This window comes from Bacillus methanolicus MGA3, assembly GCF_000724485.1.
Classification (GTDB): Bacteria; Bacillota; Bacilli; order Bacillales; family Cytobacillaceae; genus Bacillus_Z; species Bacillus_Z methanolicus_A.
The window spans coordinates 1,571,345-1,585,314 of record NZ_CP007739.1; the positions used below are offsets into that span (position 1 = coordinate 1,571,345).

A 13,970-nucleotide genomic window follows, 5' to 3' on the forward strand; every position below is an offset into this window, starting at 1 on the left:
CTTAATCCCGATACACCTCCAATCGGTAACCGAGGCCGCGGATTGTTACAATCCGAAAATCAGACTCAAATTCAGTAAACCGTTCTCTGAGCCGTTTGATATGAACATCGACGGTCCTCTCGTCCCCTTCATAATCTATGCCCCATATTTGTTCAATTAGATTGTCCCGTGTAAACAACTGTCCGGCGTAGCTGCCCAGTTTGAAAAGTAATTCGAATTCTTTCATTGGGATCGTGATCGTTTTACCGTTTTTATAGACTACCTGATAACTTTTGCGGTCTAATGAAATGTCTCCAAGCTTAATCATATTGGAAGCAGCAATCCGATACCGCTTTAGCAGAGCTTTTACCCTAAGAACGAGCTCTACCGGGTCGAACGGCTTCACCAAATAATCATCCGTTCCAAGCTTAAAACCTTTAATTCGGTCGCCTGTCTCCCCCTTCGCGGTGATCATTAAAATTGGCATGTCCCCTAGTTCGCGGAGCTTCGTACATAAAACCCAGCCATCCAATTTCGGCATCATAATGTCCAAAATGACGAGATCAACTCTATGATTCTCCACATAATCCAGCGCATCAGCTCCGTTGGATTTTTCGACAATATCAAAGCCTTCATCTTCCAGATACAAACGAACCAGCTCACGGATATGAGCTTCATCATCTACCACTAATATCTTTGGCAAATTGAATTCTCCCCTTTATCCTTATGGTCGAACACAATCTAAATTATTACATAACTTTTCCAATAAATTAATCTGATAATTAAAATTCTATACTATTAATCTCATTTCCTATGGATACTATAAATCAACATTATGAACTCAATATGAATTGAATCGCTTTTACCAATGAAAACAAACTAGAGACAGCATTTGACCGATTGTTCTTGTGTTAATTTTGGATTTAGCCTTTTTCATTTTAGCTTTAATCACACCACATATTCTTAATGTTTTTTTAAACAGAATTCACACATGATATCTGACGAAAACGTAAAATCTAATAATCAAAAAGATTAGATTTCGACTTAACCTTGAAATAAATGAATATAATTTTTAACAAATAGGTAAAGGGTATGAAAATTATTGAATTTTTTTAAAAAAATTGACGTTAACGTTAAATGTAAATATAATCATATTAATATACATGGCAGGAGGTCGGTTCTTTCATGGATGGGCATTTGAAAATAGATGATGTAGCTAAACAGAGTGGTTTAAGTAAAAGAACCATTAGGTACTATGAAGAGATTGGTCTTTTGCCTTCTCCTCCTCGCAGTAAAGGGGGGACAAGGCTTTATACACAAGAACATGTTGAGTTTTTGAAAAAGATTACGATTACCAAAGAAGTATTAGGGTTTTCCCTACAAGAACTGCAGCGCTTCATTTCACTTCAAAATGCATTTGAAAGTCAGCGAGTAGATTATAGACAGGTTGTCGATCCAAGGGAACGGAAGGAAAAGTTGATTGAAATTATAGAAATCCTCGATGACCAACTCGAAATAATCGAGGAAAAGATTCGGAAAATTCTTAGTGTTCAAACTGAACTGGTAAGTCTTAGAGAACGTGCGCGAGCTAGGATTGAAAAAATCGACGAGGAGCTATCAAAACGATAATAGATATTTTGGAGGGAAAATAATGCAATCTAAATCTACATTAATTAAAGAGGAGCTTCAACCTCGAAGTGTCGGAATTTTACAACAGCCCAAAGCGGTATGGGCAGTAGCTTTTGCATGCGTGATTTCATTCATGGGGCTAGGTCTTGTTGACCCCATCCTCCCTGCAATAGGGAAAAAATTACACGCCACCCCCAGCCAAGTTTCCCTGTTGTTTTCAAGCTATACTTTTATTACAGGGTTGGCAATGTTAATCACTGGAGTTGTTTCTAGTAGATTTGGAACGAAAAGGACTCTGTTAACAGGAACTTTCCTTATTGTTGTATTTTCAATCCTAGGTGGTTTTTCAGGGAGCATTGGACAGCTTGTAGGGTATAGAGCTGGTTGGGGTCTTGGTAATGCTTTGTTCATCGCCACAGCTCTGTCCGCTATTGTGGGATTATCTACAAGCGGACCAGCTAAAGCAATTGTTTTGTACGAAGCTGCTCTTGGGTTGGGAATATCCGTTGGACCGCTGTTAGGAGGAGAATTGGGTTCTATCTCTTGGCGTGGACCGTTCTTCGGCGTAGGTGTTCTCATGGCGTTGGCATTCCTTTCGATTCTCATCTTGTTGCCAAAATTGCCGAAATCAAAGGTGCGCACGTCTCTGCTAGACCCATTTAAAGCACTGCGTTACCGTGGACTTTTAACATTGGGGATTACTGCATTGTGCTATAATTTTGGCTTTTTTACCTTATTGGCTTATACGCCATTTGTCATGAACTTAGATGAACACGGACTTGGTTATGTTTTCTTTGGTTGGGGGATTCTTCTTGCCATTACCTCAGTCTTCGTAGCACCTAAGTTTCAGAGTCGATTCAGAACCGTTCCTTCGATGTGTGCCATGTTATTTTGTTTTGCCGTTACTCTTCTCGTTATGGGGATTTGGACATCCTCTCAAATGGTTGTGATTGTGGCTGTTATCATAGCCGGAGCATTCTTAGGTGTAAATAATACATTAATTACAACCGCAGTAATGGTCGCAGCCCCGGTTGAACGCTCTACAGCTTCCGCAGCATATAGCTTTATCCGATTCGTTTTTGGAGCCGCAGGTCCATGGTTAGCAGGAAAATTAGCCGAATGGTACAACCCACATATTCCCTTCTACGTTGGCGCTATTGCTGTGGTCTGTGGAATTTTAGCCATTTTGCTCGGAAACAAACACCTTCAGCATATTGATAAAGCAGTTGCATCACACCACTAAAAAGAAATCCTCCTCTTTTTGAGGCGGATTTTTATTTTATCATTATTTGAACCGGTTGCAGAAAAAATTGATTATAAAAATAATTAGGTTTAAATTAGATAGATACTAATTGATTATGGTTATTCAACTATTCAGCCCCGTTTGTTGAATAAGAAAAGGAGTTTCCGCGGCAACACATGTTCTTAAACTCGAACTACCCGTTACTTGAATAAGAATACTCATTATATCCACTTGGCAAACCAAGCGACGTAATAGGCAGCAGGAATAAACAAAAGTTGAGCCACAATTGTACCCAGTAATTTCGAACAAATCATTGTTAAAGAGTAACTTTTTAAATAAATATAATCACTTTGATTTTTAATCACTCTATCAGCTAAAACTGAAGCTTTTGGGTCAATAAACAATGTTAATAAAATAGTTGCTATACCATTTATAATCCCAGATGACATTAATGCAGCCTGAGCATAATCTTTAGGAACTAACATTGATGCATATATAGATGAAAGTACCCCAATAGTAAATACAGCAGAAATTATGACATTAATAACAAAGAGACGTTTAGGAATTGTTTTTAACGTAATTCCTTTTAGGTATGTCAATCTGGGGAGTCTAAAATACATAAAAACCTTTTTAATGCCGTTCCGATTAAATTGATTAATAAATAGTGCCATTATTGAGCCCCGTTCATTAGATAATTGAACAATGGCTCGTGAAAAGATATTGATGAATGTTGGAAAAAGAAGAATTCCAAACAAGACCCCAATAGATGTTACCCCAATTAAAATCCTATATTGTTCCTCTATAAAGCTTAATTTGTTTATATCAGGTGCCTCTGCAATAAGTTTTGCTGTTAAAGGTTGTTCAATCATTGTAGAAAACCTTGAAACAATCACTAATGTACTAAACAAAGATAATGCAGTTGCAATTAATTTCACTCTTGCTCCCGAAATCCTCGTTGCATAGGCTAAAGTCTCAACCATTGTTATTATCAATAACAAAAAAGAAATTATAATAACTTTACTTGTAATTAGTTCCATATCATAGCTCCTAAGAAAATTATTCTAACTGTATTATAAAATAAATTGTATATATGGGTAATTATTTGGAGGAGAAGAATACAATAATAATTTTACCAGTTCTTCTTAAACTAGACTGTCACTTTCGTATTATAAGGTCAGCCAGATATTTCTGGTTGACCATTTTTTATATGGTTTTGTTATAACGGTAGCCGGGGTAGAACGTACCTGCCCGTGGGGCTTAAAATCCCGTCAACTAAACAGTTCGCCCCCTACTTGCTTAAACATGATTTGGCTGGTTGGGACCAAGATCTCGGATAACAAGCGAAGCTATGATACTGCAAGAAGGATTAGGGGTTACCGGCAATTTTATGGTTCTAGAGGAGATAATATATGAATCCAGTAGTTGGTCTGGATGTAGCGAAAGGTGAAAGTCAGGTTCAAGCGTTCTTGTATAAGAAGAAGCCTTATAAAAGCAGTTTTAAAGTAGCACATATCCTTGAAGGACTAGAAGAGCTTACACTGATATCTTAGAGAAATAGAAAACTTAACAGGAATTCGACCTCCGGTCGTTTGTTTTTAACTTTTTATTGAAAAATGTTGACAAACTATTAGCTGGTTTAGTTTGACAAAATCTCTATTGCCAATATGATAAAGTACATTAATAAATAGCTGATAGTTAATAAGTAATGTTTTGGTTTTTTATCATACTTCCACTCCATAAACGCACGAAAACTATATAACACAACGAAAATTGTATCACTACAATTAGCTAATACATTAAGGTAAATATTTCCTCACTTTTTCTAAATTTCCAAGAGGATACTTAAAGAGGTATTTTTGTAGTTCTAATGTACCGTGGTTGTTGCCTGATTTCAGGACGAAAATACTTTGAATCTATGGGAGTTAATCGTTTTTTGTAAGCATAAATAAACACCCATCATACAGATTTATAAGTCAATTTATATCCCAAAATTCAACTTGGTGTTATTTTTTCCATTAAAAAAAAGCCAGCATTAATTTTGCTGTCTTCTGTTTTTTTCTTTACGATATAAAGATTTTTAGATGTAAACTCAAGCCAAGTAAAAATGCACCATTAAAAGCAAAAAACTGATACTCACTTTGGTAAACATTTTTTCCAACACACCCTATTCTAAATAGAATATTGTTAGCCTTCGTCGTTACATTCTAAAATTAGCATAAATTTATTAAACCAATGATAATGGTTTATTAATATTAAGTTAATAAAAGTAACAAATTTGTTTAAAGAAATTATTAAAAGCAATATTCGCTATTGTTTGTAGCAATTTAAAGTTAGAGCTGTCTGCATTTATTGCAGACTGCCCATTCATTTTCGAATCTATTCTGTTATTTGATTGGAAAATCACTAAAACGGATTGAAGATAAGCGTCTTGAGAAGGTTATGCTAATTCCTGTCTTTTCGTTTCTTTTCCCATGAAAAGCACAGCCGCTGCCCCGATTAAGATGGATACGCAGAAAATTGTAAAAATCATATGAATAGAAAAACCACTAGTGCTAAGATATGGCACCAATAAAGGACCTAATATTCCTCCTACGCGCCCAAAGGAAGCGGCCATTCCTGCCCCTGTTCCTCGGATTTTTGTAGGATATTGTTCGGGTGTATAGGCATATAAAGCGCCCCATGCTCCGAGGTTAAAAAACGATAGGAAAACGCCTGCTGTAATCAATAACGCCACCGATTCCGCACTGCCGAAGAAATATGCACTTAACGCGGTGCCAATCAGGTAGACAATGAGAACAAATTTTCTTCCGACTTTTTCAATAAGCCATGCGGCGGTAAAATAACCTGGCAATTGGGCAAGTGTCATAATCAGCACATACTGAAAGCTCTTGATTAAGCTAAATCCTTTGATCACCATAACACTTGGGAGCCAAAGAAACATTCCATAATAGGAAAACACGACGCAAAACCAGAGAATCCACAGCATCGCAGTTTCGCTGAGATACTCTTTTGACCAGACAGCCGTGATGTTTGATAGCACCGACAGTCTTTCTGTTTGTTTCACGGAGAGAAATTTCTGTGAATCAGGCAGATTCCAACGTAAATATAGAGCATAAAGAGCTGGAATCGCACTCAATATCAAGGCTAGCTGCCAGCCAAATTTAGGGATGATAAAGTAAGAAATGACCGCTGCAATCAACCAGCCGACCGCCCAAAAACTTTCTAATAACACAACCACTCTGCCGCGGTTTTCTGCCGGAACACTTTCCGATACGAGTGTGGAAGCGACTGGAAGCTCTCCTCCAAGCCCCATTCCGATCAGAAATCTTAAAACTAAAAAGATGCTCAAGGAAGTCGCAAATGCCGAAGCACCGCTGCCAAGTGAAAATAACAATAAAGTAAGAATAAAAACATTTTTCCGGCCCATTCGGTCAGCCGTCAGTCCGAAAAATAAAGCCCCGACGGCCATACCGATTGAGTTGATGCTGCCAATCAAGCCCATTTGTTTTTCCGTTAAGTTCCAATCTACCTTTAATGCAGCAATAATAAACGAAAGCATCCCAACATCCATTGCATCAAACATCCATCCGACTCCGGCAATCCCGAGCAGCTTCCTATTTGAAATATCATTTTGTCTGTTCATGTAAGCCCTCCTGACTTCATAACTACAAGCATTATTTTGCCTTATTCATTTTTTTTAGGAAAATAACAGTAAGTTCACCATACAAAATAGTAGCACATGTTTTGACACATAACATAACTTTTGTCCGTACGAAAGGTGTATTTATTGGTTAATCAAATAAAAAGTGATATAGAAGATCTAAGCTGCCTACATCTATTGTAGACAGCTCATTCAATTTCGAATCTATTTTGTTATTCGATTGGAAAATCACGATGGAAATGAACTTTGCCGTTTTCATCACGAATTTCGACTGTCAATTGTTTTAGTCCAGGATCAACCTTGATTACACCAAAATTAAAGAACCCGCCTTCAGCATAAAGTCGCTCTGGACCAAATGTAGGATCAAGTGTTGTCGGCTGACCTGTGCCTGCCCCAATCGGTCCGCTTGCGAACTCACGATAATCAACGGTACCGTTATGGTCAGGATCATACTGGATAATATCAGCATAATGAATATCAGCCGTGACAAAATTCACGTTTTTAATATTATTTTCCTTAATGAATTTTGAAATCTTCGCAAATTCATGTTCATACCCTGTATTATCGTTCGGATTAATATTGTCGCCATTCGCCCAACTATCGCGTGCATTTGGCTTCCCAGTCGGAATGGAAATAGGCACCGAAGAAGCAATAAGTTTCACTTGGGCATCTGAATTCAAAAGTTCTTTTTTCAACCATTCAAGCTGCTCTTGACCAAGCATTGTTTTGTCCATACCATCCGGTTTCGTATCTGGATCACGGTAGCTGCGATTATTTAAAATGAATAAATCAACTGTATTACCCCAAGAAAACTTATGGTAAAGCTTTCCGGATGAACTCCGCTCGTCCGAAATTGGCCAATAATCTGTAAAAGCCCGAAATCCAGTTGAGGTTAGCGGCTCAAATGGTCCAGAAAAGTCATTTTTTACCTCATGGTCATCCCAGATGGCATATGTGCTTGTTGATTGTAGTAATTTTCTCAAGTTTGGGTCGGTACGATTTTCCTTATATTTCGCCCAGAAATCCTCAATGTTTTTTGATGGCGGATTCGGAACAGCCGGAGTAGCATTATCCGCGTAAATCGTGTCCCCACTAAATAAAAAGAAGTCGGGTTTCAAATCGGCCATCTCAGAAAAAGCTTTGAAAGGTGGGATGTTACCTTGACCGCCAGTGTCACCACCCCAAACAATTGTCAACGGCTTCAATTCATTTTTAGCTGGAGCTGTTTTAAAAGTTCCACTCACCTGATTTGATCCAGGGAGAGCCTGAACACGGTAGTAATAAATCGTATCTGGTTTTAATCTAGTCACTTTTACTTGCACTGTCAGATCATGTTTAGAAGCAGCTTTTTCAGTTTTAATGATGGCCTTTTTAAAAGAAGCGTCATCTGAAACTTCAAATCGTACCATTGCGGGTTGGCTTGTTCTAGCCCATAATACTGCCGAAGTATCCGTCACTTCGCCGCTGGCCGCCCCATGGGAAATGTATGCTTTCTTGTTCAATTCTACTAATCGATCGGGATAATTTGTAAACATCCCATCAACACCAAGGGATAATTGCTCAACCATTTCATCTTTCGTATTCACGGTATACGGATGGACAATCATATGATGTTCATGAGCCTCCTGCATAAACGCCGGGGTGACAAGCGATTTATCCGGTCCCACTCCTTCCGCATATTCCGCTGCCCGATTAAAGACATCATCCAGATTTTTACCTTGAATCATGTTTGGGCTATAAAGTTGGAGAAGAGGAATATCCTTAGGAACGATCTCCTGTAATTTTCTTAAGCTCGCTTCGCTGAATGATTGGAAAACGACTTTATCTTTTTTCAAGTAACCGTTCTTTTTCAAAATCTCAACGAGTTTTTCTTCCATGCCCGGGTAAACGTCAGGGTCCTTCGTTTCTATGTACAGAGCAACTTTCGAACCTTTCTTTTTGATAAAATCGATCACTTCCTGAAGGGTTGGGATTTTCTCCCCAACATATTGTTTTTTTGCATATTCAGGGTAAGTCTTGTTAAACCAAGAACCGGCATCTAGCTTCTTAATTTCAGCAAGCGTAAAATCTTTTACCCGCCAAGGGGCTCGGTCGGGGTATTTTTCTTCCACATTTGTCGTTCTTGCCAGCGTGGAATCGTGAATGGCAATTAGCTCGCCATCTTTTGTCATATGCAAATCCAGTTCGACATAATTTGCTTTCATTTTGATCGCCTTTTCGTATGCTGCCAAGGTATGTTCAGGTGCATAACCTGAGGCACCGCGGTGGGCAATGACATCAACATGGTCAACAATCGGTTGCAGCATAGATGGCTGTTTAACCTGTTCATAAGCTGCCATTGCTTTTGGAACATAACTCGCGACTAATCCTAACGATAAAGAAAGGGATAAACCAATCATGCGTGTCTTTTTCACCGATATCTCACTCTCCTTCAAAATTTTGGTGATTTTCTTTTCCTCTTAATCGTAAAAAATAGATTTAAAGGGAATATTAAAAAAGATTTGAAAATTGGTTAAAAAAAATAGGAAAAATAGAGGATAGTCATTTGTAGGATGAAAAGATGATGCGTTAAATTTTCTTAATCGGTTTGATATGAAAACGTACATTCGCTTTCTGGATGAGTGTCTGCTTTTTTCGAAACAAGATCAAGTTATTAAAGCTAAATGCAAAATGCCCTTGGACTTTTCACCCAAGGGCTTTATTCATTTAAATTCTCTATTTTCTAACACGGTCACCTTTTCATTTGTTGATTTGCCTATTTGTTTCGTATGTTCAACTAATCGTTTAATATCATTGAAGCAAATTTTTGCTCCTATAACTAATAGCGGTACACCTAAGGAATCGATTTTCATTCCTCTGGAAAGAAATCCTCCGATTGTCATTGGGAATGGAACAGTTGGCGATGTGTTTGAAAAAACGATTCTTTCTTCCCCTTGATACTTATTTTGCAATAAGATACTTAGATTTTTTAAAGCAGGTACTACAACTTTTGAGGATTTCCTGCCAAGCGTATACACAGAGTTTCCATCCTCATCTATGCCATGGAAAATAAATCTTCCCATATCAGAAGCAGTTAACTTATTGAAGTACTCAACATTTAATATTTCTTCTTTAGTAAGTGGCTGGACAGAAGGTAATTTATTTAAATGATATGCTGCTGCCAATGCAGTCGAATGCGTGCCACCATAATCATTATATATATAAATCATAGGATCATCCTTTAAATTTGTTCCTATAACTATTATCACCAAATATGGAGATCCTATACGAAAATGTGCTGCGGGTGTATTTTAACCTCGATCGAGTTAAAATCAATCCTTTGATAATTATACTTTCACAACCCAGCCAAATGGATCAGGCTTTGTTCCATTTTGTATACCGGTTAATGAATCGAACAATTTCTTAGATAATGGACCTGTTTCACCGTTATTAATAACAAGCTTTTCGTTTTGCCAGAAGAATTCGCCAATTGGTGAAATAACTGCTGCTGTTCCTGTACCAAATGCTTCCTCTAACAAACCGTTATTATAAGCTTGATGGATCTCATGTATCGAAATTCTACGTTCAACAACAGGTACATTCCAATGTCTTAAAAGCTGGATGACCGAATTTCTTGTTACACCTTCTAAAATACTTCCATTTAAAGCTGGTGTTATGACTTCTCCATTAATTTTAAAGAAGATATTCATGCTTCCAACTTCTTCAATGTATTTATTTTCTTTCCCGTCCAACCATAAAACTTGAGAATAACCGGCTTTGCTAGCTTCTTCTTGTGCTTTTAAACTGCTGGCATAATTACCGGCCGTTTTGGCATTGCCTGTTCCACCTGCTACAGCACGCACATATTCACTTTCTACAGCAATTTTAACAGGATTAAAACCTTCTTTATAATAAGCACCTACTGGCGATAAAATAATTATGAATTGATAATTCTTAGAAGATGAGACACCTAGGTAAGGTTCTGTTGCAATGATAAATGGACGAATATAAAGTGAAGTGCCCTCTAATGTAGGTATCCAATCCCTGTCAATAGTAATCAATTGTTTTAGAGCGTATAAAGCTAAATCTTCATCGATTTGCGGGATACATAATCGGGCATTTGATTGATTTAACCTTTTCATATTTTGATCTGGTCTAAATAAAAGAATTTCTTCATTTTTTGTAAGATAAGCTTTTAGCCCCTCAAATACAGTTTGGCCATAATGAAATACTATGGCAGCAGGATCTAATGTGATCGGTTGATATGGAACAATCCGAGGGTCATGCCAGCCTTTCCCCTCCGTATAATCCATAATAAACATATGATCTGTAAAGTATTTGCCAAACTCAAGTTGGTCAAATTGAGGTTTTTTCTTCTTTTTTGAAGTTAAGTTAATTTCAATTTTATAATCTTTCATAATTCCGTCTCCCAGTCTTTCAATAATTTTCAATTAAAAATAGATATATCTTTTTAAATATTATAAAAACAAATGTCAGATCATAACAACCATTTATATTTAAAAATAATAATTTTTTTCTTTTTAGTACGAAAATTTTAAATATAGTAATTTGTTATTATGTACAATTTTGGGTATTATCCATTGAATTTAATTTTTTCACAATGATTTTTTAATAAAATTTTAGTGTTGCAATAAAAAAGAAGGTGAATGTATTTAGGTATTATTCACCTTCTTGTCACTTCACTTATGATTCTAATTTTTACGAACATTCTTTAGACGATAATGACCATTTGCGAAAAAGTTCTTAATATATTTTAATTTGTAAGTTTCAACTCTCTATTAGAAAATGTTTTTATTCCTAAAATACGGTTCCGTATCTGGTTAACGGTAGATGTAAAGATAGGATGATCACGTTGACGGGGATAAGGTAATTTAATTGGTAAATTCATTTCAATTTTTCCATTTTCGATCAAAATAACTCGATTGGCGAGAGCCACGGCTTCTTCTACATCATGTGTCACCAAAATAGCTGTAAACTGTTTTTCCTTCCATAAATCTTCAATCAGCTGATGCATTTCTATACGTGTCAGTGCATCCAAAGCACCGAGTGGTTCATCTAATAATAAGATATCAGGTTCGTGTACAAGCGCCCTTGCAAGTGCTACTCTTTGCCGTTGTCCCCCAGATAGTACAGAAGGCCAATCATCTGCCCGGTCTGCTAATCCAACTTGTTCTAATATTTTTTCTACCTGTTTTTGCCAATCTGCTTTTAATCCTAGGCCAACATTTTGGCGAATTTTTTTCCATGGAAGAAGACGACCTTCCTGGAACATGATTTTTGCAAATTGATTCCTTCCTTTCAACTGTTTTCCGTTTATAAAAATGTTTCCTCCGCTAGGCGGCTCAAGTCCTGCAATTAAACGTAATAACGTACTTTTTCCGCACCCGCTTTTCCCAACAATCGCAATGAATTCTCCTTTATAAACTTTTAGATTAATGTTTTGAAGAACATGATGAATACCAAACGATTTATAGATGCCGGAAAGTTCTAAAATAGCGTCTTTCTCTTTTTTAGAAACCATTGATAACCCTCCTCCCTATTTTTGATATGTCGGATGCCATTTTAAAAATTTTCTCTCTGCGATTTTTGCTATTAAGTCTGATAGTTTTCCAAGAAGTGCATAAAGGATAATACTTAAAACAACGACATCCAGTTGCATAAATTCTCTGGCATTCATTGCCATATAACCAATTCCAGAGTTAGATGCAATCGTTTCAGCTACAATAAGCGTAACCCATGTAATACCAAGAGCATAGCGGACTCCGACTAAAATAGAAGGAAGTGCACCAGGCAGAATAATATGCCAAAAGAGAGCAAAACCTTTTAGATCATATACATTTCCCATTTCAATAAGAGCTTTGTCTACAGAGCGTATACCATGGAATGTATTTAAGTAAATGGGAAAAAAAGTGCCCAAAGCAACAAGAAACAGCTTAGATTCTTCTTCAATCCCAAACCATAAAATGACGATTGGTATCAAAGCCAGGTGAGGTATATTTCGAATCATTTGTATAGTAGTATCCAACAAGTTTTCTGCAATTCTAGAAAGACCGTTCATTAATCCTAACGCAAAACCAATTCCTCCCCCTAGAAGAAACCCGATAAATGCCCGCTTTGTGCTTGCACGAATGTATTCAAATAGTTGACCTGATCGACTTAACTCGATAGCTGATTTAAAAACATCTACCGGGTTAGGCAGCACCCTTGAAGATAAGACTCCAATTTGCGATAACAGCTGCCAAGATACAATTAATAAAAAAGGTAAAATCCAAGGAACAATCTTTTTTTTATTCATCTTCATCACCCAATTGCTTTTTTGTTTTTAGGGAATTCATTGTTTGCGACAATCTCTCCAAATGGACTTATCAAATTAGTAGAATCTGAAAAGGTAAAATCATGTTCTAACGGAAGATGCGGAAACAATAATTCTGAAACACGATAAGCTTCTTCCAAGTGCGGATAACCAGAAAGAATGAATGTTTCGATTCCAAGGTCAGCATATTCTTTCATTCTTTGAGCTACGGTTTCAGGGTCACCTACCAATGCTGTTCCAGCTCCTCCTCTAACAAGACCTATACCGGCCCATAAATTCGGACTGATTTCTAATTGATCCTTTCGCCCATGATGTAGTTCAGACATTCTCCTTTGGCCTTCTGAATCAAAGCGAGAGAAAATCTTTTGAGATAAAGCAATTAATTCATCATCTACATATTTAATTAAATCATCAGCTGCTGCCCAAGCTTCTTGTTCTGTTTCTCTTACAATGACATGTAACCGAATGCCAAAGCGAATGGTTCTACCTTTTTCTTTCGCTAATTGTTTCACTTTTGTGATTTTCTCCGCTACTTTTTCAGGCGGTTCGCCCCATGTTAAATATACATCCACATGGCTAGCTGCAATTTCCTGGCCAATTTCAGAAGAACCGCCGAAATAAAGTGGCGGATAAGGTTTTTGAATAGGTGGATATAATAATTTGCCTTGATCTATGTTTAAATATTCACCGGAAAAATTTGCTTCTCCCTTAGCTAACAAATCACGCCAAACCGTAAGAAACTCATGGGTTAGTTTATATCGCTCAGTATGGTTTAAATGCAGACCATCACCGGCAAGCTCTACCGGATCTCCTCCTGTTACAACATTGATTAATAAGCGTCCGTTTGAAATGCGATCAAAAGTGGCAGCCATTCGTGCTGCTTGTGAAGGAGATGTAAGACCGGGTCGTACAGCAACAAGAAACTTCATCCGCGAAGTCACGGGTATTAAAGCTGAAGCCACCACCCATGAATCTTCGCAAGACCTTCCTGTAGGAAGTAAAGCACCTGCAAACCCAAGATGATCGACTGCCTGAGCAATTTGTTTTAAGTAAGGGTAATTGATTGCTCTCCCGCCTGTCGTTACTCCTAAATATCGTGAATCTCCATGTGTAGGTATAAACCAGAAAACCTTCATTTTTTTATA

13 protein-coding genes are annotated in these 13,970 nt (G+C 37.3%); 3 read left to right on the top strand and 10 right to left on the bottom strand.

The window, feature by feature from the left end; all coding sequences use genetic code 11:
* Window position 1: 1 nt before the first annotated feature.
* Window positions 2–682, bottom strand: a complete 681-nt coding sequence (locus tag BMMGA3_RS07655) for a response regulator transcription factor (protein WP_004433927.1) — start codon at window positions 680–682, stop codon at window positions 2–4.
* A gap of 482 nt (window positions 683–1,164) precedes the next feature.
* On the opposite strand from BMMGA3_RS07655, the gene BMMGA3_RS07660 reads away from it, so the two are divergent.
* Both BMMGA3_RS07660 and BMMGA3_RS07665 read left to right on the top strand, forming a co-directional pair.
* Entirely contained in the window at window positions 1,165–1,608 is a 444-nt protein-coding gene (locus BMMGA3_RS07660; protein ID WP_004433928.1) for a MerR family transcriptional regulator, read from the top strand.
* Between the two features lie 22 nt (window positions 1,609–1,630).
* On the top strand, window positions 1,631–2,851 hold the full coding sequence (locus tag BMMGA3_RS07665) for an MFS transporter (protein ID WP_004433929.1): 1,221 nt from the start codon (window positions 1,631–1,633) through the stop codon (window positions 2,849–2,851).
* A 221-nt stretch (window positions 2,852–3,072) separates the two neighbouring features.
* On the opposite strand, the gene BMMGA3_RS07670 is transcribed toward BMMGA3_RS07665, so the two are convergent.
* Window positions 3,073–3,888 carry a lipid II flippase Amj family protein gene (locus tag BMMGA3_RS07670; protein WP_004433930.1) on the bottom strand — a complete coding sequence of 272 codons (816 nt, stop codon included), beginning with the start codon at window positions 3,886–3,888 and terminating at the stop codon, window positions 3,073–3,075.
* Window positions 3,889–4,260: 372 nt separating this feature from the next.
* On the opposite strand from BMMGA3_RS07670, the gene BMMGA3_RS17875 reads away from it, so the two are divergent.
* Entirely contained in the window at window positions 4,261–4,401 is a 141-nt protein-coding gene (locus tag BMMGA3_RS17875; protein ID WP_004433932.1) for an IS110 family transposase, read from the top strand.
* An 86-nt stretch (window positions 4,402–4,487) separates the two neighbouring features.
* On the opposite strand, the gene BMMGA3_RS17255 is transcribed toward BMMGA3_RS17875, so the two are convergent.
* The 8 genes from BMMGA3_RS17255 to ssuD form a co-directional block, all read right to left on the bottom strand.
* A complete protein-coding gene (locus BMMGA3_RS17255; RefSeq protein WP_081485666.1) occupies window positions 4,488–4,613 on the bottom strand; it encodes a DUF4181 domain-containing protein in 126 nt (41 codons plus the stop codon).
* 675 nt (window positions 4,614–5,288) lie between these two features.
* Window positions 5,289–6,494 (bottom strand): MFS transporter, encoded by a 1,206-nt coding sequence (locus BMMGA3_RS07675; protein WP_004433933.1) that lies wholly within the window; start codon window positions 6,492–6,494, stop codon window positions 5,289–5,291.
* A gap of 230 nt (window positions 6,495–6,724) precedes the next feature.
* Window positions 6,725–8,926 (bottom strand): alkaline phosphatase D family protein, encoded by a 2,202-nt coding sequence (locus BMMGA3_RS07680; RefSeq protein WP_004433934.1) that lies wholly within the window; start codon window positions 8,924–8,926, stop codon window positions 6,725–6,727.
* Window positions 8,927–9,214: 288 nt separating this feature from the next.
* Window positions 9,215–9,721: a DUF3189 family protein gene (locus tag BMMGA3_RS07685; protein WP_004433935.1), complete on the bottom strand. Its 507-nt coding sequence runs from the start codon at window positions 9,719–9,721 to the stop codon at window positions 9,215–9,217.
* A 117-nt stretch (window positions 9,722–9,838) separates the two neighbouring features.
* Entirely contained in the window at window positions 9,839–10,909 is a 1,071-nt protein-coding gene (locus BMMGA3_RS07690) for a branched-chain amino acid aminotransferase (RefSeq protein ID WP_004433936.1), read from the bottom strand.
* Between the two features lie 356 nt (window positions 10,910–11,265).
* Window positions 11,266–12,033, bottom strand: a complete 768-nt coding sequence (locus BMMGA3_RS07695) for an ABC transporter ATP-binding protein (RefSeq protein ID WP_004433937.1) — start codon at window positions 12,031–12,033, stop codon at window positions 11,266–11,268.
* Between the two features lie 15 nt (window positions 12,034–12,048).
* Window positions 12,049–12,807: an aliphatic sulfonate ABC transporter permease SsuC gene (gene ssuC, locus BMMGA3_RS07700; RefSeq protein WP_004433938.1), complete on the bottom strand. Its 759-nt coding sequence runs from the start codon at window positions 12,805–12,807 to the stop codon at window positions 12,049–12,051.
* A gap of 5 nt (window positions 12,808–12,812) precedes the next feature.
* The gene (gene ssuD, locus BMMGA3_RS07705; protein ID WP_004433940.1) at window positions 12,813–13,961 is read right to left on the bottom strand and encodes an FMNH2-dependent alkanesulfonate monooxygenase; all 1,149 of its coding nucleotides are present in this window, start codon (window positions 13,959–13,961) and stop codon (window positions 12,813–12,815) included.
* Between the last annotated feature and the right edge of the window lie 9 nt (window positions 13,962–13,970).